Origin of the sequence: Streptomyces sp. NPDC048182 (genome assembly GCF_043202555.1) — a bacterium.
Taxonomy (GTDB): domain Bacteria; phylum Actinomycetota; class Actinomycetes; order Streptomycetales; family Streptomycetaceae; genus Streptomyces.
On record NZ_JBIDAQ010000006.1, the window covers coordinates 143,620 to 165,499 of the forward strand.

Sequence of the window (21,880 nt, forward strand, 5' to 3'; positions counted from 1 at the left end):
GCCCCTGTTACGCGCCCGCACGCGCCCTTCACAACCCCACGGGGACGTTTGCGCGAGGCTCAGGCGTCCTCGGCGAGTTCCAGCCAGCGCAGCTCCAACTCCTCGCGCTGCCCGGCCAGTTCGCGCAGCTCGGCGTCGAGCCCGGCGACCTTCGCGAAGTCGGTGGCGTGCTCGGCGATCTGCGCGTGCAGCTTGGCCTCCTTCTCGGAGACCTTGTCCAACTGCCGCTCGACCTTCTGGAGTTCCTTCTTGGCGGCGCGCACGTCGGCCGCGCTCTTCTCCGGCGTCTCGGTGACCGCCTTGGCGGCGACCGGCGAGGAGGCCGCCGCGGCCTCCTCCATCCGCGCCCGCCGCTCCAGGTACTCGTCGATGCCGCGCGGCAGCATGCGCAGCGCGCCGTCGCCGAGCAGCGCGAAGACGCGGTCCGTGGTGCGCTCCACGAAGAACCGGTCGTGGGAGATGACGACCATCGAGCCGGGCCAGCCGTCGAGGACGTCCTCCAGCTGGGTGAGGGTCTCGATGTCGAGGTCGTTGGTCGGCTCGTCGAGGAAGAGGACGTTGGGCTCGTCCATCAGCAGGCGCAGCAGCTGGAGCCGGCGCCGCTCGCCGCCGGACAGGTCGCCGACCGGCGTCCACTGCTTCTCCTTGCCGAAGCCGAAGGTCTCGCACAGCTGCCCGGCGGTCATCTCGCGGCCCTTGCCGAGGTCGACCCGCTCGCGCACCTGCTGCACGGCCTCCAGGACGCGCACCGTCGGATTCAGCTCGGCGACCTCCTGGGAGAGGTAGGCCAGCTTGACCGTCCGGCCGACCTTGACGCGCCCGCCGGCCGGCTGCTGCTCGCCCTCGCTGGTCGCGGCCTCGGCGAGGGCGCGCAGCAGGGAGGTCTTGCCGGCGCCGTTGACGCCGACCAGGCCGATGCGGTCGCCGGGGCCGAGCTGCCAGGTGACGTGCTTGAGGAGCACCTTGGGGCCGGCCTGGACGGTGACGTCCTCCAGGTCGAAGACCGTCTTGCCCAGCCGGGAGGAGGCGAACTTCATCAGCTCGCTGCTGTCCCGGGGCGGCGGCACGTCGGCGATCAGCTCGTTGGCGGCCTCGACGCGGAAGCGGGGCTTGGAGGTGCGGGCCGGGGCGCCGCGGCGCAGCCAGGCCAGCTCCTTGCGGACCAGGTTCTGCCGCTTGACCTCCTCGGTGGCGGCGATGCGCTCGCGCTCGGCGCGGGCGAAGACGTAGTCGGAGTAGCCGCCCTCGTACTCGAAGACGTCGCCGCGCTGCACGTCCCACATGCGGGTGCAGACCTGGTCCAGGAACCAGCGGTCGTGGGTGACGCAGACCAGCGCGGAGCGGCGCTCGCGCAGGTGCCGGGCGAGCCAGGCGATGCCCTCGACGTCGAGGTGGTTGGTGGGCTCGTCCAGGACGAGGAGGTCCTGCTCCTCGATGAGCAGCTTGGCCAGCGCGATGCGGCGCCGCTCGCCGCCGGAGAGCGGGCCGATGACGGTGTCGAGCCCCTGCGGGAAGCCGGGCAGGTCGAGGCCGCCGAACAGCCCGGTCAGCACGTCCCTGACCTTGGCGTTGCCCGCCCACTCGTGGTCGGCCATGTCCCGGATGACCTCGTGCCGCACGGTGGCGGCGGGGTCGAGGGAGTCGTGCTGGGTGAGCACGCCGAGCCGCAGCCCGCCGGAGTGCGTGACGCGGCCGGTGTCCGGCTCCTCCAGCCTGGCCAGCATCCGGATCATCGTGGTCTTGCCGTCGCCGTTGCGCCCGACGACCCCGATCCGGTCCCCCTCGGACACGCCGAGCGACACACCGTCCAGCAGCGCACGGGTCCCGTACACCTTGCTGACGTTCTCGACATTGACCAGGTTGACGGCCATTTCACTCCTGCACTGGGGGCTCGATCAGCCTTCCAGCGTAGGCCCTCCGGGGGGTGGGGTGGCGCGTGCGGGTGCGGTCACTCGTTGTAGTGACGTGATCGGAAAGGCCCCGCTACCGTGGTGGGTGGGCAGCAGGATCCCGTCCATGGGAGGAACCATGACCGCCGAGCCAGTCTCCGAGAGCGCCGTGCAGGAGCCCGAGCCGCCTTCGCGGTGGCCCGTACCTCCGGTGGAGGGCTGGTCGGTGGAGGACCTGTTCACCTTGCCCGACCTCCCGCCGCACACTGAATTGCTCGACGGGAGCCTGGTCTTCGTGAGTCCGCAGCGCCGTTTCCATTCCCTTGCGATCGATCTACTGGTCAACGGTCTGCGTGGCTCACTCGTCCCGGAATTCCGCGTCCAACGGGAGATGACCGTCGTCATCGACAAGCGCAACGGCCCCGAACCCGACATCAGCTTGGTTCGAGCCGACGCCATCGATGGGATGGATCAGACCCACTTCCAGGTCAAGGACGTCGTCCTGGCGATCGAGGTCGTATCCCCCGACTCGGAGGCACGCGACCGGGACACCAAGCCGCGCAAGTACGCAGCCGCCGGGATCCGCCACTTCTGGCTGGTCCAGATGTCGGGCGAGCACAATCGTCCGGTCGTCCAGGTCTACGAACGCGGCGACGTCACCGGCACCTACGCCCTCACCGGCATCCACCACGACCACCTGAAGATCAGCGTCCCCTACGACATCGACATCGACCTGACCGCCATCGACAACCTCTGACCCTCACACCACCGTCGCCCCGGCCGCCGCCCCCACCGCGGTGCGGACGTCGCGGCACGTACCGGAGGCGCGCAGCACGCCCGCGATGTCGGACGCCGACTCCGCGTCCAGGGCCAGGAAGGCCGTCGTCGGGCCCGAGCCGGAGACCAGGGCGGTCAGCGCCCCCGCCGCACGGCCGGCCGCGAGGGTGTCGGACAGCTCGGGGAAGAGGGCGAGCGCGGCCGGCTGGAGGTCGTTGGCGCAGGCCACCGCCAGCGCGGCCGGGTCACCCTTGGCGAGGGCCGCCAGGACGGGCTGGGAGGGTGCCGGCTCGGGGATGTCGACGCCCTCGGTCAGCCGGTCGAACTCCCGGAAGACGGCCGGCGTGGACAGGCCCCGCCCGGCCAGCGCGAACACCCAGTGGAAGTCGCCGCCGACCTCCAGCTCGGTGAGCCGCTCGCCCCGCCCGATCCCCAGGGCGGCCCCGCCGACCAGGCTGAACGGCACGTCGCTGCCCAGTTCGGCGCAGATGTCGAGCAGCTCGGCGCGGCTCGCGCCCGTACCCCACAGGGCGTCGCAGGCGAGCAGGGCGCCCGCGCCGTCCGCGCTGCCGCCCGCCATGCCGCCGGCGACAGGAATGTCCTTGGCGATGTGCAGGTGCACGTCGGGCGTGTGGCCGTGGCGCTCGGCGAGGGCGACGGCGGCGCGGGCCGCGAGGTTGGTCCGGTCGAGGGGGACCTGGTCGGCGTCGGGGCCGGCGCAGGTGACGCGGAGCCCGTCGGCGGGGGTGGCGGTGACCTCGTCGTACAGGGAGACGGCGAGGAAGACGTTGGCCAGGTCGTGGTAGCCGTCGGGGCGGGCGGCGCCCACCGCGAGCTGGACGTTCACCTTGGCGGGGACGCGGACCGTCACGCTCACGTACTCGTCACTCCCTGGAGGTCTGAGGGGGCCGGGGTCACTGCTTGTGTTCGGCGATACGCGCGAACTCTTCCACGCCCAGCGCCTCCCCGCGCGCCTGCGGCGACACCCCGGCGGCCACCAGCGCGGCCTCCGCCGCCGCCGCGGACCCCGCCCAGCCGGCCAGCGCGGCCCGCAGGGTCTTGCGGCGCTGGGCGAACGCCGCGTCGACCACCGCGAAGACCTCCCGCTTGGACGCCGTGGTCTTCAGCGGCTCGCTGCGCCGGACGAGGGAGACCAGGCCGCTGTCGACGTTCGGCGCCGGCCAGAAGACGTTGCGTCCGATGGCGCCGGCCCGCTTGACCTCGGCGTACCAGCCGGCCTTCACCGACGGGACGCCGTACACCCGGGAGCCGGGCCCGGCGGCGAGCCGGTCGGCGACCTCGGCCTGCACCATCACCAGGGTGCGCTCGATGGTCGGGAAGGTCTCCAGCATGTGCAGCAGCACCGGCACGGCCACGTTGTACGGCAGGTTGGCGACCAGCGCGGTGGGCGCGGGGCCCGGCAGCTCGGTGACCTGCATGGCGTCGGCGTTGACCAGCGCGAAGCGCTCGGCGCGGGCGGGCAGCCGGGCGGCGACGGTGGCGGGCAGCGCGGCGGCGAGCACGTCGTCGATCTCGACGGCGGTGACCCGGTCGGCCACCTCCAGGAGGGCCAGGGTGAGCGAGCCGAGTCCCGGCCCCACCTCCACGACCACGTCGTCCGCACCGACGCCGGCGGTGCGGACGATGCGGCGCACGGTGTTGGCGTCGATGACGAAGTTCTGGCCGCGCTGCTTGGTGGGGCGCACGCCGAGCGCGGCCGCGAGTTCGCGGACGTCGGCGGGGCCGAGGAGGGCGTCGGAGGTTCCGTCGGCTGTGCCGGGGAGGTCGGATGTGCCGGGGGCGTCAGGGGTGCCGGGGGCTTCGGGGGTGGGGCTGCTCACCCCGCAAGGGTAGCCGGGGGTTCAGTACCCGAACGCCCGCGCCGTGTTCGCCGCCAGGTGCCCGGCGAGGGTGTCCTCGTCCGTCCCCCGCACCTCGGCCATCGCGCGCACGGTGACCGGCACCAGGTAGGGCGCGTTGGGCCGCCCCCGGTAGGGCGCCGGCGTCAGGAAGGGCGCGTCGGTCTCCACCAGGACCAGCTCCGCCGGGGCCACCGCGAGGGCGTCCCGCAGGTTCTGGGCGTTCTTGAAGGTGACGTTGCCGGCGAAGGACATGAAGTACCCGGCGCGGGCGCAGACCTCGGCCATGTCGGCGTCGCCGGAGTAGCAGTGGAAGACGGTGCGCTCGGGGGCGCCCTCCTCCTTCAGGACGCGCAGCACGTCGGCGTGGGCGTCGCGGTCGTGGATGACCAGGGCCTTGCCGTGCCGCTTGGCGATCTCGATGTGGGCGCGGAAGGAGCGCTCCTGGGCGTCCTTGCCCTCCGGGCCGGTGCGGAAGTAGTCGAGACCGGTCTCGCCCACGCCCCTGACCTGCGGCAGCGCGGCCAGCCGGTCGATCTCGGCGAGCGCCTCGTCCAGCGCCGCGTCCCCGCCGGCCGGCCGTTCCCCCTGCCGGGACCAGCCTCCCCCAGGCCTAATGGGCTGGGAGGTGCCCCCAGGATCGCCGTGCACGATCCGGGGCGCCTCGTTGGGATGCAGGGCGACCGCCGCGTGCACGGCGTCGTTAGCCGCCGCCGTCTCCGCCGCCCAGCGCGAGCCGGCGAGGTCGCAGCCGACCTGCACGAGGGTGGTGACGCCGACGGACGCGGCCTTCGCGAGGGCCTCGGCCACCGTGCCCGACTGCATGTCGAGGTGGGTGTGCGAGTCGGCGACCGGTACGCGCAGGGGGGCGGGCGGCGGCGGGGCGGCGTTCTTGTCGGGGCTCTTGTCGGCGTTGGCAGGCATGGCCCCGATCCTACGGAAGGGGGCCCGGCGGTCCCTCAGCCCTGCGCGTCGGGCTCCCGGTGCAGGTGGAGGGCGTGCAGGAGGTCGGTCAGGTGCCGGCGCTGACGCGGGACGGCGGGGTCGGGACCGGTGCCGGGCGTCGGCGTGGGCACGGCCGGGTGCGCGCGGGCCGAGTCGACCCGTCCGGGCCGCATGATCCGTACGACGTGGTTGTCGCAGTTGGCGCAGGTGGGCCGGCTCAGGGGGGAGGGGACGACGAGGCCGTCGGCCAGGTACCGCACGTACCGGTGGCCGTCGGCGCCGGTGTAGTGCTCGATCTCGTACGACTGCTCCCACCCGTGGCCGCACCCCATGCAGGCGAAGGAGTACGACTCGTGGACGGTGGCGGTGGTCCCGGCGTGCGGGCCCGTGGTGTCGCTCAGGCTGTCACTCATGCCAGCTCCTACTGATCCGCTGGTCGCGGGGACGGGAACGCCCCCGCGACCAGTGGATGCCCAGAGCGGCCCAAAAGCATCAGAAGCTGTCAATACTTGGCGGCGTCTTGAGCGTCCCTTGCCGTTCCGCCCGCCCGGGCGGGGCGGCCCTTTGCCTTCCCCACCGGCGCGTTTGCCCACCCATGGGGCGCACGGTCGCAGGGAGCGCGAAGGGTGAGGTCACGCGCCCCCGGCGTGCTTCGCGGCCACCACCGCGTCGAACACCTCGCGTTTGGGCAGCCCGGCCTCGGCGGCGACGGCCGCGATGGCCTCCTTGCGCCGCTCACCGGCCTCCTCGCGCACCCGGACCCGCCGCACCAGCTCCTCGGCGCCGACCTCTTCCTCCCCCTTCTCGGGCGCCCCCTCCACCACGACGGTGATCTCCCCGCGCACCCCCTCGGCGGCCCACGCGGCCAGCTCCCCGAGCCCGCCCCGCTTGACCTCCTCGTACGTCTTGGTCAGCTCCCGGCACACGGCGGCCCGCCGCTCCGCCCCGAACACCTCGGCCATGGCGGCGAGGGTGTCGTCGAGCCGGTGCGGAGCCTCGAAGTACACCAGCGTCCGCCGCTCCCCGGCGACCTCCTTGAGCCGCGACAGCCGCTCCCCCGCCTTCCTCGGCAGGAACCCCTCGAAGCAGAACCGGTCCACCGGCAGCCCGGACAGCGCGAGCGCGGTGAGCACGGCGGACGGACCCGGTACGGCGGTGACCCGCACGTCCCGCTCCACCGCGGCGGCGACCAGCCGGTACCCCGGGTCGGACACCGACGGCATCCCGGCGTCGGTCACCAGCAGCACCCGCGCCCCGCCGGCCAGCTCCTCGACCAGCTCGGGGGTGCGGGCGGACTCGTTGCCCTCGAAGTACGACACGACGCGCCCACGGGGCGTGACGCCGAGCGCCTGGGTCAGCCGACGCAGCCGCCGGGTGTCCTCGGCGGCGACCACGTCGGCGCCGGCCAGTTCCTCGGCGAGCCGGGGCGGCGCGTCCCGGACGTCGCCGATGGGGGTGCCCGCAAGTACAAGAGTCCCAGTCACGCCCCCATCCTCCCAGGGCGGGCGGAAGCGGACGCACGCGCGCTCGTCGGCGCCATGCGCGGGACGCACACAGACGCGTTCCCTACGATGGCGCGGTGACCAGTACCGCGTCCTCCATGGACACCCGGCAGGACCAGGCCCCGCACGAGCAGCGGTCCACCTGGCAGCAGCGGCTGCGCCGCTTCGGCCACCGGCCCGGCCCGGCCGACGACGTCCGCGACCGCCTGGTGCCCCCGTACACCCGCCCCGGCCCGCGCCTGTGGACCTTCCTGGGCGTCGCGGGCCCGCTCGCCGGCCGCCTGGAGCGCTGGTCGGCGTGGGTGGGCCCGCTGCTGGTCACCGTCTTCGCCGGGGTGCTGCGGTTCTGGAACCTGGGCAGCCCCAAGGCGGTGATATTCGACGAGACGTACTACGCCAAGGACGCGTGGGCGCTGATCCACCGCGGCTTCGAGGTCGACTGGGACAAGAACGCCAACGACCAGATCCTCCAGTCCGGCGCCCACGTCACGCTCCCCGCCGACCCGGCCTACGTGGTCCACCCGCCGGTCGGGAAGTACGTCATCGGCCTGGGCGAACAGCTCTTCGGCCTGACCCCGTTCGGCTGGCGCTTCATGACGGCGCTGCTCGGCACCCTCTCCGTCCTCCTCCTCTGCCGCATCGGCCGCCGCATGTTCCGCTCCACCTTCCTCGGCTGCCTGGCGGGCGCGCTGATGGCGGTGGACGGCCTGCACTTCGTGATGAGCCGCACGGCGCTCCTCGACGGCGTCCTGATGTTCTTCGTCCTGGCCGCCTTCGGGTGCCTGGTGGTGGACCGCGACAAGGCCCGCGCGCGCCTGGCGGCGGCCCTGCCGGTGGACGAGGACGGCCTGGTCCGCCCGGACGCGGCGATCGCGGCCTCCGCCCGCCTGGGATTCCGCCCGTGGCGCCTGCTGGCCGGCCTGATGCTGGGCCTGGCGGCGGCGACGAAGTGGAACGGCCTGTACGTCATGGCGGCGTTCTGCGTGCTGTCGGTCTTGTGGGACGCGTCGGCCCGCCGGGTGGCGGGCGCCCACCGCCCCTACCTCGCGGCCCTCCGCCGCGACACGGGCTGGGCGTTCCTGTCCACGATCCCGGTGGCCCTCGCGACCTACGTCCTCTCCTGGCTCGGCTGGATCCTCTCCCCCACCGACGGCACGGGCGGCTACTACCGCGACTGGGCGGCGAAGGACGGCAAGGGCAGCTCCTGGTCCTGGCTCCTCCCCGACTGGTGGCGCAGCCTGTGGCACTACGAGAACCAGGTCCTGGAGTTCCACACCCACCTGACCTCGCCGCACACGTACCAGTCCAACCCGTGGAGCTGGCTCGTCCTGGGCCGCCCGGTCTCCTACTTCTACGAGTCCCCGTCCCCCGGCCAGGCCGGCTGCCCGGCCGACGCGGGCGAGAAGTGCGCCCGCGAGGTCCTGGCCCTCGGCACCCCGCTCCTGTGGTGGCTGGCCTGCTTCGCCGTCCTCTACGTCCTGTGGCGCTGGGCCTTCCGCCGCGACTGGCGCGCCGGCGCCATCGCCTGCGGCATCGCGGCGGGCTGGGCCCCGTGGTTCCTCTACCAGGAACGCACGATCTTCCTCTTCTACGCGATCGTCTTCCTCCCCTTCCTCTGCCTCGCCGTCGCGATGCTCCTGGGCGCCCTCATCGGCCCCCCACGCTCCACAGACACCCGCCGCATCGCGGGCGCGACGGCAGCGGGCGTCCTGGTCCTCCTGATCACCTGGAACTTCATCTACTTCTGGCCCCTGTACACGGGCACACCGATCCCGATCGACTCGTGGAGATCGCGGATGTGGCTGGACACGTGGGTCTAGCCGGGCGGACCCGTCATGGAGTGACAGCAGCCTGCCGTGCCCCATGGTGGTTCTTCGTCGTTGGCGGTCGGCCGTCGATCGTCCCTATTCAACGGCTTGGGGGCGGTACGGCCCTCTCCAACGACAGGCTTACGCGCGACCCACGGCGCTGACCAGTGCCCAGCCACTGATTCGCAGTCCGGACTCCGTGACGGACGGCGACTCCTGCCGTAGGGAACGAGTAACACAGGGTCGTAACGAGATGCGTTGAGTCAAGGCGAAACGAGCCTCATCGCCAGTAGCATCACAAGGCTGATCATGAGTGAGGGGGGTCGTGCGCTTGAGTACGAAGTATCTACCGGAGCCCGACCTGGTCACAGAGTTGTTGCCGCCGGGGCGCTACGCCATGACGTTGGAACAGTTGCACGATGAGTTCGTTGCGTCCACAGGATCTGCGATCAGGCAACAGATCTGGGAAGAATGGACTCAGCATCGAGCCATCGTTGAGGCATGGACAGGAGAGATCAGCCGCATGTGGGTAGGAGGTAGCTTCATCTCACCCAAAGCCGACCCTAGCGACGTGGATGTCACCTACCTCGTGCGGGCCGAGGTCTTCGACCGCTTGGACAAGGAGGCTCTCTCCTACCTGGACGACGTCACACTGCGCGGCTGGTGTGTGGAACACAACATGCGCGTTGACGCTCTCCTGTTGCGTCTCCCGATGCGGGCACCTGTCTCCCAGATGGTTCCCAGCCTCCTCCAGCCAGGGGAAGGGGACTCCTACCGGGACCTAGGGCTCTACGATGAAGTATGGCAGTGCACAAAGGCTGACTCAGCCGGGGAACTACCGGGGTCGATGCGGCGCGGTTACGTGGAGGTGCGGCTATGACATCGCACGCCCCCATGCCCGACCCTTCCGACAAGCGTGCCCTTCGAGACTGGATGCGACAGCTTCGCAATTCCACTCTGCATCAAGCGCGCGACACACCGACCACGCCCACAGAATTCTCGGCACGTCAGCGTAGACGTCTACTAGAGGCCCTGAATGTCGAACACGAAGACATCGAGCGCCGCCGCCTTGACGTAGCCCTGACGGGAGCCACTACAGCGGAACACACGGTCCCCGTATCAACCCTTGGCCCATTTCTAACGAATCTACAAGATTCCGTCGCTGCCGTCGCTCAAGCACTTACAGGAAAACCAACCAGCTTCGCCTCCATCCCACGCGACATCCTAGATGCGACGGCCCTTAATGCGGCTACAGTCTATCCCTCTTCTTTTGGACTGACGATTTACGGGCCTCAGCTCGACTCAGTGGATAGCCTCTTCCCTGACCTCCAGAGAGAAGCCCGCACGGTCCTCGATGACGCCGTGGACACGGTACTCGACATTGTCGATCTCTCGGAGGGGCCAAGCCAGTCCAATGACATGCTGGCGGAACAGCTTGTACCGCTGGGGCAAAGAGCCCTCAAACATATCGGCGCCCTCACTTCCGGACTTAGCAAAGCTGGTGTAGGACTGCGGGTTGCCTGGCACACACAAGACGGCCAAGTACGACGTAGCGATTGGAGTCCATCCGGGGTACAACGAGTCCGCTACCTTTGCGAGGTCAGCGAATTCACTGAATCGGAGACCGTGACAGTTACCGGGTGGCTAGGGGCAGCTAGTTCATTCAGCGGGAAGATTGAAATTCGATCGGACAGTGGAGAACTCATCCGCGCCAGCACGGATGAACAGCTGACCCCCATTCTGCATGAATTTTTCAACAAGCGAGTGCAAGCCGAGGTCGAGGTCACGAAGGTTAAATTTGCTGGCGGGCGAGAACGAAATATTTATGCAGTCACCAGACTGCATAACACCTAGTGGCCTCCAGAAAAAAATCTTTACGCAAAGCGCACAAACCTGCGACCCGCTCCATCGGTAATAAGACTCGCGGGAGCGATTAGGCCCGCAAGCCTGGCCGACGGCGAGCAGAACGCGAGACGCGAGATCGACAATAAAGCGGCTATCCAGCAGGTGATGGACGTCGGCGGGACGCCAACGCTGGAATCGCGGTGATCTGCTCCGCCGCAAGGTCGGACCACAGGACGCCGGAGGGGCGATGAGGGGCCCGGCAGACGATGGTTTTGTTTGGCGCCACAATCACGTCAACAGCGACATCGTGATCGGTAGTGGGGATTCGGATGTCCGTAATTTGGAGGGCGTCGACCGTCGTGACGACTGTGGTCGACTCCGTGACCAGCCCGGCCTCCATCAGCAACGCGAACTCGATGTCCGAGTAGCCGGCTCCCTTGCCGAGGCGGGCGCCGGTGCGGTTTACGGCGACGCTGCCGAGGATGATCAGGTCGAGGGGGCTAAGGGCGTCGACGTCGACCGTGGGGGCGAAGCTGGCGGCTACCCGGCTCTGGGCGGCCTCGGCGGGCGGGACGGGGAGGGTGGCTGGGTCGAGGAGGTAGAAGGGTTTCGCGGTGGCCAGTTTCGGGACTGCCATGTAGACCGTCTTGCCCTCTTCCAGGGCGCGGATCCGGACCGGCAACTGGGCCTTGTCCGGGACGCATTTGATGACCTCGGCGTTCTTCCAGACCGGCAGCTCGGCCAGCCGGGCCGCTGCCTCCTCGGCGCCCTTGAAGTGGGGGATGCGGCCGTGTACCGAGGCGTCGTGAACGGCGTCGGCGGCGGTGAGGGCGTCCCAGATCTGGGTGCGCACGGCCTGCTTGGCCTGGTCCAAGGAGCTGTCTGCCACGGGAGTTCTCCCTCGTCTGTCTACGCTGCCGTCATCAGGCCCAGCAGCCGGTCGTGCACCTCGGCGACGAGCGGTTCGTGACGCCAGGGTCGTAGTTCGCGGGCCGCTCCGAAGACGACGTTCATGCCTCCGCCTCCACGCGTCGTCTCCAGCTCATCGATCGCCTCGGTGAGGCCGGCCAACGCCCCGTCGAGATCACCTTGGCGGATACGAGCGAGCGTAAGGTTTCCGAGCACGATTGCGCGTGACTTTCTCCGGTCCCTGAGCTGCTCCGCCGTGTCGGCCAAGAGGGACTCGGCACGACGGTGGTCCCCGAGGGAGAGGTAGCAGGAGCCCGCGAGGCGTCCGAACTGGGTCGGTGAGACCAGGTCAGCGGCAGCGTCCGTGCCGTCGGCGCGCTCCAGGCGGCGCTCCGCCGCACCGAGAGTCCGTTCGCAGTCGGCGGTGCACCGGAGCATCGCGTACGCCTCGGCCACGTGCAGGAGAGCCAGCCCGGACAGGGCCGGGCTTGTCGGCGCCGCCGTCTCCGCCGCGCATTGGGCGAGGTCGAGCCCGGCCCGGGGGTCGGCGGAGCCGTACAGCGCGACGTAACACGTGCGCAGTAAGGCGTGGGCTTCCAACGTCGCGTCGCGCAGGTGGCGGGCGAGGCGCGCGCTCTGCTCGTAGTAGGCGCGCGCGGTCGCGTGGTCTCGGCGTTGGGAGGCGTCCCAGACCAGTTGCCCCATGAGGGTGCAGGCGTCCGCGTACAGGGCGTGGGCTTCGCGCTGGACCCGGCCACGGGCGGTGCCGGCGGCTGCCTGGCCGATGCGGTTGAGCTGTGCGGCCGCCTCCGCGATGAGTCCGGCCGAGGGCACCCGGTCGTAGCGGGCGGCGCAGTCGTCGAAGCTGGTGCGCAGTGCCGCGACCGAGCAGAGGTCCAGGCGGTCTGGGCGGCGTGTCACCGGAGCGAGGTCCTCGCCATCCCGGGGCCCCACGGTTAACAAGAGCTCGAGTTCTTCCGCGTTCACCCGTAAGAGACGGGCAAGGCGAGGGCGCATCCATGGTTGCGGCGCCGTGCGGCCGGATTCCCATCGGGCGACCGTGCTCCGGTCCACCTGCATGCGCTCGGCGAAGGCCTCCTGCGTGAGGCCCAGCGTTCTACGCCTTGCTGCCAGGCCATTGCCGTGAATCGCCATCGCGGGTGCTCCCGGTTCGCCTGCCATGTGACGGAGTTGCGTTGTCGTTGTCCCAGGCGGGGCCCGGGAGTGACGCAGGGGTGCCACATCAGTGCGTCCATTGTGCTCTGGGCCGCAGCCTCTGTGGGCGGTTCCGTGGAACCCCGACGCACCCGTCAGGAAGGTTCCACCCTTCATGTCGTCCCCCATGCCTCCGCCGATGTCCGCCTCCTTCCACGTCCCGCCTAGTCGCGGAGCCGTATCCGTCGCCCGGCGCCATGTGGTCGCACTCGTCCGCGATTGGCGACTGCCGCTCGCCGAAGACACGGTCGAAACGCTGGAGCTGCTGGCCAGTGAGGTCATCACCAACGCTGTGCTGCACACGAGCGGATGCTGTCACGTCACGGTGGCCTGGGACGGCAATCACGTTCGACTGGAGGCCGAGGACACGGGCGCCGGCCATCCGGCGCGACGAGTGCCCGGGCCCGGGCACGCCTCGGGCGAGGGCGGACGCGGACTGCACCTGGTCGACGCGCTCGCCTGTACCTGGGGCTCGCGTCCGTCCACTGTCGGAAAGGTCGTCTGGTTCGAGGTCGGCGACCGGTCGTCGGCCGACAACACGCGTCCTGACATCGACACGCGTGAGCGTGCGGAGTCAGGCCCGGTGCGTCCGGCCCGGAGCCACAGGCCCCGTTCGGCCGGAGGCACCGCGCGGAGCGGACCGCCGCTCCGCATCCGTTGAGCAAAACCCACGTAAGGAGAAACCGATATGCCCGATCACGACAAGCAGTCCGGAGACCCCGGGCACAGGCACACGGGCGACGGACTGCTGATCGCCCGGCGCCGGATCGCCGCCGTCCGTTCGCGGGCCGAGCAGCCCTCGGACGGCGGGTCCACCGGCCGGTCCGACGGCAACGACTGAGAAGGGCCGTCACCGATGACCACCGCCGTACCTCCGGTGGTCGCGCACCTGGGCGAGGACTTCCTCGCCCAGGTGTACGGCCGCACCTACCGGCACTTCCCCGGCAGCCCCGACCGCTTCGGCGGCCTGCTCGGCTGGGGAGACCTCAACTCCCTGCTCACCCACCACCGGCTCGAACCGCCCCGCCTTCGCTTGTCGAGGGACGGCGAGCCGCTCCCCCAGCACGCGTACACCGTGCCCGTGACCACGCGGCGAAACACGGTGTGGCACCGGCTCAAGCCCGCCGAACTGCACTGCCACCTCGCCGAGGGCGCCACGCTGGTCCTGGACGCCGTGGACGAGCTGCACCCGCGCGTGGGCAGCCTCGCCCAAGATCTGGAGCGTCATCTGCGCACCGGAGTCCAGGTCAACGCGTATGCGTCCTGGACGCCCGAGGAGGGCTTCGGGGTCCACTGGGACGACCACGACGTGCTGGTTCTCCAGCTCGACGGTGCCAAGCGCTGGCGCATCTACGGGCCCACGCGGCCGGCACCTCTGCACCGGGACACCGACGTCCCCGAGCCGCCACCGGATGAGCCGCTCGCCGAACTGGTCCTGAGCGCCGGGGACATGCTCTACCTGCCGCGCGGGTGGTGGCATGCCGTCGCCGCTTCCGAAGGCGTCCGCTCCCTCCATCTCACCTGCGGCATGCAGCCCACGACCGGTGCCGACCTTCTGCAGTGGCTGGCGGAAGACCTACGCCGTGACGAGACCGTGCGCAGCGACCTGCCGCGCTTCGGCAGCGAGGAGGAGAGGGCGGACTTCGTCCGGACGCTGGGCGATCTCGTGACAAAGCGGTTCGAGGACGGGGAACTGGTCGACCACTTCCTCGCCATGCGCGATGCCACTGACAGGGCCCGGCTCGCGCCGTCGCTGCCGTACGTCGAAGGCGTGCCTCCGGATCCGGCTCTGTCCGTGCGACTTCTGTCGCCGAGGGCACGGGTCCGCGCCGACGCGGAGGGCCGGGCGATCCTGGCGGCGGGTGGTGAGGAGTGGACCCTCTCCGCTGAAGCGGCGCCGCTGCTCGACCTGCTCCTGCAAGGTGGCCGCCATCGCCTGGACGCCCTCGCCCAAGCAGCCGGTCTCCGTATCGGACAGGTGGCGCTGCTTGTGTCCGAGTTGGTGGAGGGCGAGGTCGCGGCCGTGCAGGAGGCCGAGTGAACGCGCGGCTGGCGGTGGGGACGTACCGGTGCCAGGACGTGGCCCGGGCCGTCTCCGCCGCCCTGCTCTCGGGTGCGACCTGGGTCGATACCGCGCCGAACTACGCGGCCGGTACAGCCGAGGCAGCCGTACGGTCGGTGGTCGACGGGCGGGACGACATCCGCGTCTCGACCAAGGTGGGATTCGTGCCCGGACCGGAGCGGCAGGCAGCCCGGGACGCCGGTGTGCTGCAAGGCGGCCGGGCTCATTGCCTGGCTCGCCAGTACGTGGCCTGGCAGGTCGCGCGAAGCCGTCTTCGCCTCGGGCGCGCACCGGACCTGGTCTTCGTCCATAACCCCGAACACGGCCACACGGACCGGGCCACCGTCGGGCGAACGTTGGCCGAGGCATTCGAAGCGCTCGAGTACGCGGCCACTTCCGGTCGCATCGGAGGCTACGGAGTCGCGACCTGGTCGGGATTGTCGAGTGGCCTGTTCACCACAGCCGAGCTCTTGGCGCTGGCGCAGACGGTCGGTGGTCCACGCCATCACTTCCGAGCCGTCCAGTTCCCCGTGTCCCTCGTCCGACTGGGTCCAGTGGCGGACGCGCTCGGGGAGCACGGGGCACTGGTGGAGGCGCGTGAGGCGGGTCTCGATGTCTTCGCCTCCGCACCCCTCGCCGGTGGCGCGGTCATCGAGGCGATGACGGAGGGGCTCGTGCGGCTCATCGAGCCCGCCGCCTCACCGGCCCAAGCCGCACTTCTGATCGCCCTGTCGGCCCCAGGGGTGACACACGTCCTCCTGTCGGCGAGCACCCCGGCACACTGGGCCGACGCGTCCGGCGCCGCTGCCCGGAAGCCGTTGTCGAGGGAGCGTCTGCGGAGGGTCGTCGATGTCCTGGGAACCTGAGGACGACGCCGAGGTCGTTGCCGGTATGCGGGCCGCTCGGGCCGCGGCGTTCGGCCGGCTCGGGGTGGTCCCCGACATGGGAGGGACCGAGGCGTGGGGGTGGCGGGGGCGGACCCTGGGTGGTCCTGTCAGCGGGCCGCTCGGGAGCGGGTGGCTGCGCGTCGTCCGCAGCCCCGCGGACAAGGCGGGCGGGAAGTGGTGGAGCGGGCCGGAGGATGCCGAGCGGCTGGTGCCGCGGGAGGTGCCTCGGCCGAGGCTGCGGTTGGTGCAGAGGTGGGTGGAGGGAGAGGACGCGTATGCCGCCGAGTTGTACGAGCGTGTCGACGGTGGGGTGCTGTCGTCCACGCCCGTTCTCACGGCCGCCGTGAGCCCGGGGGAGGGCTGGTGGGGTGCGCTTCGCGGCGCGCTCGGGCGCCTCTCCGTCGTCCCCACCGGGCGGGTTGCCGTGCGGCAGGCGTACCTGGACCGGGCCATGCCGCGCTACCTCGGCTTCCTCGACCGCCCTGTGTCCACAGTGCCGCCCGCCTGGTCCACGGCCCATGGCGACCTGCACTGGGCCAACCTGACCGGCCCCCGGCTCGGCGTACTCGACTGGGAGGGCTGGGGCACCGCCCCGGCGGGCTACGACGCCGCCCTGCTGCACGCCTACAGCCTGGCCGTGCCGGAGACCGCCGCCCGCGTCCGGCGGGAGCTGTCCGAGGTGCTCGACAGTCCCGCCGGACGGTTCGCGGAGCTGGTCGTGATCACCGAGCTTCTGCAGAGCGCGGAACGTGGCGACCATCCCGCCCTGGTTCCCGCGCTGCGGCGGCGGGCCGTCGAGTGCCGGGCCTGACGCGTCGTAGGGCCGTGGTGCTGCCCATTCCGTACGGGCGGGGTCAGTTCCACGGTTCCTCGTCGGGGTCCTCGCCCAGCAGTTGTGCCGCGGCCGTGCAGAGGGCTCGGCCGTGGAGTTGGTTGCTGCCCCACGCCGGGCCCCATGCGGCGGACGCCGCCTGGGCGACGGCGCGCCAGGAGTGGTCCTCGTCGCGGCGCCATCGGCGGATCCGGCAGGCCATCTCCCGGGTGATCGTCACGGTGTCGTGGGGCATGTGCGCGGCCGTCCTAGCGCACCACCCGGTGGCGGAGGTACACCACGCGGGAGGCGAAGGTGCGGGTCTCGACGAGGGTGAGGTCGACCCGGCGGTCCGCCCGTGGGAAGAACGGCGTGCCGCCGCCGAGCAGGACCGGGTAGACCATCGCGCGGTACTCGTCGATCAGGTCGGCGGCAGCCGCCTCGGCGGCGAGGGTCGCGCCGCCGATGGCGATCTCGCCGTCGCCCGGTTCGGCGCGCAGGCGGGCGATCTCCTCCGTCACGGTGCCGGTGGCCAGGCGGGCCGCCGCGCCCCGCACCGACGTCAGCGTGGTGGAGAAGACCACCTTGGGGAGCGGCTTCCACAGCTCCGTCCACTCGCGGTCGGCGGCGTCGAGGGAGGCGTCCTGGTCGGCGGTCTCCCAGTACAGCATCGTCTCGTAGAGGCGGCGGCCCATCAGGTGGACGTCGACGCCCCGGATCTCGTCGGTCCAGTAGCGGAAGACCTCCGGGTCGGGGGCCGTCCAGTCGATGCCTCCGCCGGGGTCGACGACGTAGCCGTCGAGGGAGGTGCTCATCGAGTAGGTCACGCTGCGCATCGCCTGGTCCTCCTCAGTGCGGGTCTGCCCTGAGTCGTACCAGGCGGCGCGGCCTCACGTGGCGGATTCCAGGGCGGCTCGCCACACCGGGCTGTCGACGTAGTGGTTGTCGTAGTGGTCCGCCGAGGCGGCGATCTCCGCCGGGTCGGCCTCGCCCCGCATCACCCGCCCGAGCAGGCGCAGGTAGTCGAAGCGGCCCATGCCGGGCGTGAAGACGAAGAGCACGTCCGCCTCGTGGCCGGGCGCCGCGGCGAAGGCGTGCGGGGTGTGCGGCGGCACGGCCAGGAAGTCGCCCGCGCCGAGGACGGTGACCTCCTCGCCCACCAGCACCCGGAGGGACCCGCTGATCACGAAGAACAGCTCCGTCGCCGAGGTGTGGAAGTGGGCCGGGGCTCCCACCGCGCCCTCGGCGAACGTCGACCGGTAGCTGGTGAAGCCGGCCGAGTCGGCGAGCAGGGTCATCGTGCTGCTGGGGTCGGCGCAGGTCTCGGCCTCGGCGTGGCGGGTCAGCAGGGGGCTGGTGGCGGGCTGGGAGGAGGCGGTCATGGGAGAGGTCCTTTCCGGGTGGTGTCAGGCGCTGAAGACGGCGGCGGGGTCGCCGGCGTACCAGGCGTTGTCGATGCGCAGGCGCCGGATCACCCAGCGGTGGCCGGCGCGGACCAGATCGACGTCGTAGGGGTTCTTCAGGAGGGCGAAGGTGCCGCGGTCGGCGGTCAGGAGGTGCTGGGCCTCCACCAGCGCGGTCAGCCGGGCGGTGTCGCCGGCGAGGGCGACGCGCGCGTTGGTGACCTGGTGGGTGGTGTCCACCCGCCCGGTGAACAGGCCGAGGATCGTGGTGACGATCGTGTCCCGCCCGACCATCAGCGGCGGCCGGCCTCCCCACTTCGCGGCGGCCGGGGCGAAGTCCAGCTCGGCGTCGGCCGCGAACGCGGAGGCGAAGAGCGCCGGGTCCTTGAGGTCCTGGCCGAGGCCGAACCGGTACAGCGCGTCGAGGACCTCGGCGCGGTCGCGCAGCTCGGCGACCGTGGCCGCCGGGTCGGCGACCGGGGCGGTCAGGGCGCGGTCTTCCGTCACGTACGTCACGGTGCTCCTCGGTTCCCTTCAGAGGTGAGTGGATCAGCTGTCTCCAGCCTCGCCGGGCGCGACCGGCCGATCAACGCCGATCTGTGCAAGGATCCTGAAGTCAGGGTTAACGATGCGGGGGGGGGGACGGGCGATGCTGGAGCGGCACGAGCTGGAAGCCTTCCTCACCCTGGCCGAGGAGCTGCACTTCGGCCGGACCGCCGAGCGCCTGCACCTCTCCACGGCCCGGGTCAGCCAGACCATCGCGAAGCTCGAACGGCGGGTCGGCGTCCCCCTGTTCCACCGCACCAGCCGCCGCGTCGAGCTGTCGCCGGTGGGCGCGCAGCTGGCGGAGGACCTGCGGCCGGCCTGGGCGCTGGTCACCTCCGCGGTGGAGCGGGCGATCGACGCCGGCCGCGGTCGCACCGGCACCCTGCGCGTCGCGTTCGTCGGCGCCGCGGGCGGGCAACTGCTCTCCGGCGCGGCGGAGTTGTTCCACGGACGTGAGCCCGGGTGCGCGGTGGAGCTGCGCGAGGCACAGCTCGCGGAGGTCTTCCCCTGGCTCCGCGACGGCGAGGTCGACACCGCGCTGGTCCACCATCCCGCCGGCGAACCGGGCCTGGCCTTCGGGCCGGTGCTGGTGCGCGAGTCCCGCATGCTGGCCGTTCCGGTGGGCCACCCCTTCGCCCGCCAAGAGTCGGTCTCCATGGAGGACCTGGCCCGGGTGACGCTCCTGCGGCTGCCGGAGAACGTCCCCGACGCGCTCCGGCGGGACTGCGCACCGTCCACCACACCGGCCGGCCGCCCGATCGGACACGGCCCCGCGGGCGCGACGTTCAACGAGGTCCTCACCCGCGTCGGCGCCGGCCAGGGCTGCTTCACCGTCGGCGCGCAGGTGCGGCGCTACTACGCCCGACCCGACGTCGCCTTCGTGCTGCTCCGCGACGCACCCCCGCTGCAGTGGGCGCTGTACTGGCGCGCCGACGCCGCGACGGCCCGCGTCCGCGCCTTCAGCGACTGCGCCTCGGCGCTGGTGGGCGGTTAGACCAAACCCACCCGGCGCTTGCCGCCGCGCAGTTCGCGCGCCGTGTCCAGGAAGCGCGGGAGCACCCGAATCTCCGGGTACGGCGCGCTCACTTGGCGATCTCCCAGATGTGGCCGCCCGGGTCGCGGAAGCTGGCGGTGCGGATGCCCCAGGGGCGGTCCATCGGGCCGTTCAGCAGCGTCACGCCGCGGGCGGTCAGCTCCTCGCACATCGCGTCCACGTCGTCCACGGGCAGCGTGAGCTGCAGGCGGGAGCCGGCGTCCGGGGCGGCCACGGGGGCGGGGGCGATGAGGGCGGGGGCCTCCGTGGAGCTGAGCAGGTTGATGACGGTGCCGCCGAAGCCGAACACCGCCGAGTTCGCGTCCTCGAAGGCCACCGGCAGTCCGAACACGTCCTGGTAGAACCGCTTGGTGGCGGGCAGGTCCTCCACGAAGAGGGTGATGGCGCTGATCGCGCCCGGCCACGGGGTCTCGCTCGTCGGGTGGGTCACGGGGATCAGGATCTACGAGCCGACGCCCCGTTGGACAGCCCCGCGAGCCCCGCCCTTCCAGAAGCATCTCCGTTGGGCAACGAACGGGCACACCGGTACCGTCCGCCCCTCCCACGGCATAGAGTGCACCGCACACGCACTTCTGAACGCGTTCAAGAACGCGCCGGGGGGCGTAACGGGGACATTCCGGGGAGGGAACTGCCATGGGCAGGGGGGTCAAGGCCGCCGTCATCGGCGGCGTGTGCGCCGTGATGCTGGGCGGCGCCGGGTACGGAGCGTACAACGTTGTGTCGGCGCTCGACGGCTCGGGACCGGCCGGAGCGGGCGAGAAGAGCGGGCCGCCCGACGCGGACGAGGTGAAGGAGACCGCGGAGGACTTCTTCACGGCCTGGGAGAAGGGCGACGCCACCGCCGCCGCCCAGCTCACCGACAACGCCGCCGTCGCCCGGACCCTGCTCGCCGGCTACCGCGACGACGCCCACATCACCGACGTCTCCATCACGCCGGGGCAGACCCGCCCGGACGGGGTGAGCGTGCCGTTCACGGTGAAGGCCAAGGTGTCGTACGACGGGGCGAGCAAGCCGCTCTCCTACGACAGCACCCTCACCGTCGTCCGCGGCGCGACCACCGGACGCGCCCTGGTCGACTGGGACCCCGCCGTCGTCCATCCGCAGCTCAAGGCCGGTGACAGCCTGGTGACCGGCGAGGCCGCCTCTCCGGCCGTGCGCGCCGTCGACCGCGACGGCAAGACGCTGTCCGTGAAGGCGTATCCCTCGCTCGGCACCGTCCTCGACCAGCTGCGCGCCAAGTACGGCGACAAGGCCGGCGGCACCCCCGGCGTCGAGCTGGCGATCCGGCACACGGTGGACGGCGCGCCCGACACCTCGCTGCTCACCGTCAGCGAGGGCAGGCCCGGCGCCCTGCGCACCACGCTCAGCGCGAGCGTCCAGGCGGCGGCCGAGAAGGCCGTGCGGCGCTACGACAAGTCCTCCGTGGTCGCCGTGAAGCCGAGCACCGGCGAGGTGCTGGCCGTGGCGAACAACCCGGCGAGCGGCTTCGACGCCGCCTTCCAGGGCAAGGTCGCCCCCGGTTCGACCATGAAGGTCATCACGGCCGCCATGCTCATCGACAACGGCGTGACCAGCATGAACGGGCCCGCGCCCTGTGACGACGAGGCCGTGTGGCAGAGCCAGACCTTCCACAACCTCACCAACATGAAGCCCGACCCGGGCGCCACGCTCGCCGACAGCTTCGCGCGGTCCTGCAACACCGCCTTCATCAAGCTCATCGACGAGAAACCGCTGAGCGACGCCTCCCTCACCGAGGAGGCCCAGGAGCGCTTCGGGCTCGGCCGGAACAACTGGAAGACCGGCATCGTCTCCGCCGACGGCTCGGTGCCCGCCGTGGCGGGCCCGGACCGCGCCGCGAACGCCATCGGCCAGGGCCAGGTCCAGATGAACCCGCTGAACATGGCCTCCGTGACGGCCACCGCCATCACCGGCACCTTCCGCCAGCCCTACCTCGTCTCCCCGAAGCTGGACGACCGCGAACTCGCCACCGCCAAGGGGCTCCCGCCGGGCACCGCCGCCCAGCTGAAGCAGATGATGCGGCGCACCGCCACGCAGGGCACCGCGGCCCCCGCCATGTCCGGGCTCACGGGGGACATCGGCGCCAAGACGGGGTCGGCGGAGGTCGACGGGCAAGCCGTGTCCGACAGTTGGTTCACGGGCTTCCGGAACGACGTCGCCGCGGCGGCCATGACCCTGGAAGGCGGCCACGGCAGCGACGCGGCCGGCCCGATCGTGGTCGACGTGCTGCGCGCGGGGGGCTGACCGGCGTAGGGCGGGACGGCACGACTCCAGGCTTGTCCCGTCGTTCACATGACAGGGCGGGGCGGGGGCGCCATGCCCGACAGGGCACAGCACAGGCACGGCACAG

At 71.3% G+C, this 21,880-nt stretch carries 24 protein-coding genes and 1 pseudogene; 11 read left to right on the forward strand and 14 right to left on the reverse strand.

Features of this window, described 5'->3' with window-relative positions; genetic code table 11:
* Positions 1 to 59 precede the first annotated feature (59 nt).
* Positions 60 to 1,871, reverse strand: a complete 1,812-nt coding sequence (locus tag ACGFZL_RS14010; RefSeq protein ID WP_393691434.1) for an ABC-F family ATP-binding cassette domain-containing protein — start codon at positions 1,869 to 1,871, stop codon at positions 60 to 62.
* Positions 1,872 to 2,028: 157 nt separating this feature from the next.
* On the opposite strand from ACGFZL_RS14010, the gene ACGFZL_RS14015 reads away from it, so the two are divergent.
* Positions 2,029 to 2,646: a Uma2 family endonuclease gene (locus ACGFZL_RS14015; RefSeq protein ID WP_393691436.1), complete on the forward strand. Its 618-nt coding sequence runs from the start codon at positions 2,029 to 2,031 to the stop codon at positions 2,644 to 2,646.
* A 3-nt stretch (positions 2,647 to 2,649) separates the two neighbouring features.
* Here the strand turns inward: ACGFZL_RS14015 and ACGFZL_RS14020 are convergent, their stop codons facing one another.
* From ACGFZL_RS14020 to rsmI, 5 genes are all read right to left on the reverse strand, one after another.
* Positions 2,650 to 3,543, reverse strand: coding sequence for a 4-(cytidine 5'-diphospho)-2-C-methyl-D-erythritol kinase (locus tag ACGFZL_RS14020; protein WP_393691438.1), 894 nt, complete (start codon positions 3,541 to 3,543; stop codon positions 2,650 to 2,652).
* A gap of 37 nt (positions 3,544 to 3,580) precedes the next feature.
* Positions 3,581 to 4,507: a 16S rRNA (adenine(1518)-N(6)/adenine(1519)-N(6))-dimethyltransferase RsmA gene (rsmA, locus tag ACGFZL_RS14025; protein WP_393691440.1), complete on the reverse strand. Its 927-nt coding sequence runs from the start codon at positions 4,505 to 4,507 to the stop codon at positions 3,581 to 3,583.
* A 21-nt stretch (positions 4,508 to 4,528) separates the two neighbouring features.
* A complete protein-coding gene (locus ACGFZL_RS14030; RefSeq protein ID WP_393691442.1) occupies positions 4,529 to 5,449 on the reverse strand; it encodes a TatD family hydrolase in 921 nt (306 codons plus the stop codon).
* Positions 5,450 to 5,484: 35 nt separating this feature from the next.
* Positions 5,485 to 5,883 (reverse strand): hypothetical protein, encoded by a 399-nt coding sequence (locus tag ACGFZL_RS14035; RefSeq protein WP_393691444.1) that lies wholly within the window; start codon positions 5,881 to 5,883, stop codon positions 5,485 to 5,487.
* Positions 5,884 to 6,102: 219 nt separating this feature from the next.
* Entirely contained in the window at positions 6,103 to 6,954 is an 852-nt protein-coding gene (gene rsmI / locus ACGFZL_RS14040) for a 16S rRNA (cytidine(1402)-2'-O)-methyltransferase (RefSeq protein ID WP_393691446.1), read from the reverse strand.
* A 95-nt stretch (positions 6,955 to 7,049) separates the two neighbouring features.
* On the opposite strand from rsmI, the gene ACGFZL_RS14045 reads away from it, so the two are divergent.
* The 3 genes from ACGFZL_RS14045 (at position 7,050) to ACGFZL_RS14055 (ending at position 10,634) form a co-directional block, all read left to right on the forward strand.
* A complete protein-coding gene (locus tag ACGFZL_RS14045) occupies positions 7,050 to 8,792 on the forward strand; it encodes a dolichyl-phosphate-mannose--protein mannosyltransferase (protein ID WP_393691448.1) in 1,743 nt (580 codons plus the stop codon).
* 313 nt (positions 8,793 to 9,105) lie between these two features.
* Positions 9,106 to 9,660 (forward strand): DUF6932 family protein, encoded by a 555-nt coding sequence (locus ACGFZL_RS14050; RefSeq protein WP_393691450.1) that lies wholly within the window; start codon positions 9,106 to 9,108, stop codon positions 9,658 to 9,660.
* A 482-nt stretch (positions 9,661 to 10,142) separates the two neighbouring features.
* Positions 10,143 to 10,634 (forward strand): hypothetical protein, encoded by a 492-nt coding sequence (locus ACGFZL_RS14055; RefSeq protein ID WP_393691452.1) that lies wholly within the window; start codon positions 10,143 to 10,145, stop codon positions 10,632 to 10,634.
* Positions 10,635 to 10,776: 142 nt separating this feature from the next.
* On the opposite strand, the gene ACGFZL_RS14060 is transcribed toward ACGFZL_RS14055, so the two are convergent.
* The 3 genes and pseudogenes from ACGFZL_RS14060 to ACGFZL_RS14070 all read right to left on the reverse strand — a co-directional run.
* Positions 10,777 to 11,514, reverse strand: a complete 738-nt coding sequence (locus ACGFZL_RS14060) for a 5-formyltetrahydrofolate cyclo-ligase (RefSeq protein WP_393691454.1) — start codon at positions 11,512 to 11,514, stop codon at positions 10,777 to 10,779.
* A gap of 20 nt (positions 11,515 to 11,534) precedes the next feature.
* Positions 11,535 to 12,455 (reverse strand): transcriptional regulator, encoded by a 921-nt coding sequence (locus tag ACGFZL_RS14065; RefSeq protein ID WP_393691879.1) that lies wholly within the window; start codon positions 12,453 to 12,455, stop codon positions 11,535 to 11,537.
* A 99-nt stretch (positions 12,456 to 12,554) separates the two neighbouring features.
* A pseudogene (locus ACGFZL_RS14070) lies at positions 12,555 to 12,878 on the reverse strand (helix-turn-helix transcriptional regulator); the annotation flags it as partial.
* A 10-nt stretch (positions 12,879 to 12,888) separates the two neighbouring features.
* On the opposite strand from ACGFZL_RS14070, the gene ACGFZL_RS14075 reads away from it, so the two are divergent.
* Genes ACGFZL_RS14075 through ACGFZL_RS14095 form a run of 5 tightly spaced genes read left to right on the forward strand, consistent with a single transcriptional unit; the run spans position 12,889 to position 16,509 of the window.
* A complete protein-coding gene (locus ACGFZL_RS14075; protein ID WP_393691456.1) occupies positions 12,889 to 13,410 on the forward strand; it encodes an ATP-binding protein in 522 nt (173 codons plus the stop codon).
* A gap of 27 nt (positions 13,411 to 13,437) precedes the next feature.
* Positions 13,438 to 13,590 (forward strand): hypothetical protein, encoded by a 153-nt coding sequence (locus tag ACGFZL_RS14080; RefSeq protein WP_393691458.1) that lies wholly within the window; start codon positions 13,438 to 13,440, stop codon positions 13,588 to 13,590.
* A gap of 15 nt (positions 13,591 to 13,605) precedes the next feature.
* On the forward strand, positions 13,606 to 14,790 hold the full coding sequence (locus tag ACGFZL_RS14085; RefSeq protein WP_393691460.1) for a cupin domain-containing protein: 1,185 nt from the start codon (positions 13,606 to 13,608) through the stop codon (positions 14,788 to 14,790).
* Positions 14,787 to 15,677, forward strand: a complete 891-nt coding sequence (locus tag ACGFZL_RS14090; RefSeq protein WP_393691462.1) for an aldo/keto reductase — start codon at positions 14,787 to 14,789, stop codon at positions 15,675 to 15,677. Before ACGFZL_RS14085 ends, ACGFZL_RS14090 begins: the two co-directional genes overlap by 4 nt.
* Entirely contained in the window at positions 15,661 to 16,509 is an 849-nt protein-coding gene (locus ACGFZL_RS14095) for a hypothetical protein (RefSeq protein ID WP_393691464.1), read from the forward strand. Before ACGFZL_RS14090 ends, ACGFZL_RS14095 begins: the two co-directional genes overlap by 17 nt.
* Before the next feature lie 43 nt (positions 16,510 to 16,552).
* Here ACGFZL_RS14095 and ACGFZL_RS14100 read toward each other — a convergent pair whose 3' ends face one another.
* The 4 genes from ACGFZL_RS14100 to ACGFZL_RS14115 are packed head-to-tail and all read right to left on the reverse strand — an operon-like array spanning position 16,553 to position 18,428.
* Positions 16,553 to 16,765 (reverse strand): hypothetical protein, encoded by a 213-nt coding sequence (locus tag ACGFZL_RS14100; RefSeq protein WP_393691466.1) that lies wholly within the window; start codon positions 16,763 to 16,765, stop codon positions 16,553 to 16,555.
* A gap of 13 nt (positions 16,766 to 16,778) precedes the next feature.
* The gene (locus ACGFZL_RS14105; protein ID WP_393691468.1) at positions 16,779 to 17,345 is read right to left on the reverse strand and encodes a dihydrofolate reductase family protein; all 567 of its coding nucleotides are present in this window, start codon (positions 17,343 to 17,345) and stop codon (positions 16,779 to 16,781) included.
* Positions 17,346 to 17,399: 54 nt separating this feature from the next.
* Positions 17,400 to 17,891 (reverse strand): cupin domain-containing protein, encoded by a 492-nt coding sequence (locus tag ACGFZL_RS14110; protein ID WP_393691470.1) that lies wholly within the window; start codon positions 17,889 to 17,891, stop codon positions 17,400 to 17,402.
* A 24-nt stretch (positions 17,892 to 17,915) separates the two neighbouring features.
* Positions 17,916 to 18,428 (reverse strand): nuclear transport factor 2 family protein, encoded by a 513-nt coding sequence (locus ACGFZL_RS14115; RefSeq protein WP_393691472.1) that lies wholly within the window; start codon positions 18,426 to 18,428, stop codon positions 17,916 to 17,918.
* Between the two features lie 133 nt (positions 18,429 to 18,561).
* Between ACGFZL_RS14115 and ACGFZL_RS14120 the strand changes: the two genes are divergently transcribed.
* A complete protein-coding gene (locus ACGFZL_RS14120) occupies positions 18,562 to 19,452 on the forward strand; it encodes a LysR family transcriptional regulator (RefSeq protein WP_393691474.1) in 891 nt (296 codons plus the stop codon).
* Between the two features lie 88 nt (positions 19,453 to 19,540).
* Here ACGFZL_RS14120 and ACGFZL_RS14125 read toward each other — a convergent pair whose 3' ends face one another.
* Positions 19,541 to 19,942: a VOC family protein gene (locus ACGFZL_RS14125; protein ID WP_393691476.1), complete on the reverse strand. Its 402-nt coding sequence runs from the start codon at positions 19,940 to 19,942 to the stop codon at positions 19,541 to 19,543.
* A gap of 203 nt (positions 19,943 to 20,145) precedes the next feature.
* Between ACGFZL_RS14125 and ACGFZL_RS14130 the strand changes: the two genes are divergently transcribed.
* Positions 20,146 to 21,774, forward strand: a complete 1,629-nt coding sequence (locus ACGFZL_RS14130) for a penicillin-binding transpeptidase domain-containing protein (RefSeq protein WP_393691478.1) — start codon at positions 20,146 to 20,148, stop codon at positions 21,772 to 21,774.
* Positions 21,775 to 21,880: the final 106 nt, after the last annotated feature.

Coding starts and splice junctions, on each gene's coding strand:
- ACGFZL_RS14015 (WP_393691436.1), top strand. CDS start 2,029: ATGACCGCCGAGCCAGTCTCCGAGAGCGCCGTGCAGGAGCCCGAGCCG.
- ACGFZL_RS14030 (WP_393691442.1), bottom strand. CDS start 5,449: ATGCCTGCCAACGCCGACAAGAGCCCCGACAAGAACGCCGCCCCGCCG.
- ACGFZL_RS14110 (WP_393691470.1), bottom strand. CDS start 17,891: ATGACCGCCTCCTCCCAGCCCGCCACCAGCCCCCTGCTGACCCGCCAC.
- ACGFZL_RS14075 (WP_393691456.1), top strand. CDS start 12,889: ATGTCCGCCTCCTTCCACGTCCCGCCTAGTCGCGGAGCCGTATCCGTC.
- ACGFZL_RS14095 (WP_393691464.1), top strand. CDS start 15,661: ATGTCCTGGGAACCTGAGGACGACGCCGAGGTCGTTGCCGGTATGCGG.
- ACGFZL_RS14035 (WP_393691444.1), bottom strand. CDS start 5,883: ATGAGTGACAGCCTGAGCGACACCACGGGCCCGCACGCCGGGACCACC.
- ACGFZL_RS14130 (WP_393691478.1), top strand. CDS start 20,146: ATGGGCAGGGGGGTCAAGGCCGCCGTCATCGGCGGCGTGTGCGCCGTG.
- ACGFZL_RS14080 (WP_393691458.1), top strand. CDS start 13,438: ATGCCCGATCACGACAAGCAGTCCGGAGACCCCGGGCACAGGCACACG.
- ACGFZL_RS14085 (WP_393691460.1), top strand. CDS start 13,606: ATGACCACCGCCGTACCTCCGGTGGTCGCGCACCTGGGCGAGGACTTC.
- ACGFZL_RS14120 (WP_393691474.1), top strand. CDS start 18,562: ATGCTGGAGCGGCACGAGCTGGAAGCCTTCCTCACCCTGGCCGAGGAG.
- ACGFZL_RS14100 (WP_393691466.1), bottom strand. CDS start 16,765: ATGCCCCACGACACCGTGACGATCACCCGGGAGATGGCCTGCCGGATC.
- ACGFZL_RS14105 (WP_393691468.1), bottom strand. CDS start 17,345: ATGCGCAGCGTGACCTACTCGATGAGCACCTCCCTCGACGGCTACGTC.
- ACGFZL_RS14010 (WP_393691434.1), bottom strand. CDS start 1,871: ATGGCCGTCAACCTGGTCAATGTCGAGAACGTCAGCAAGGTGTACGGG.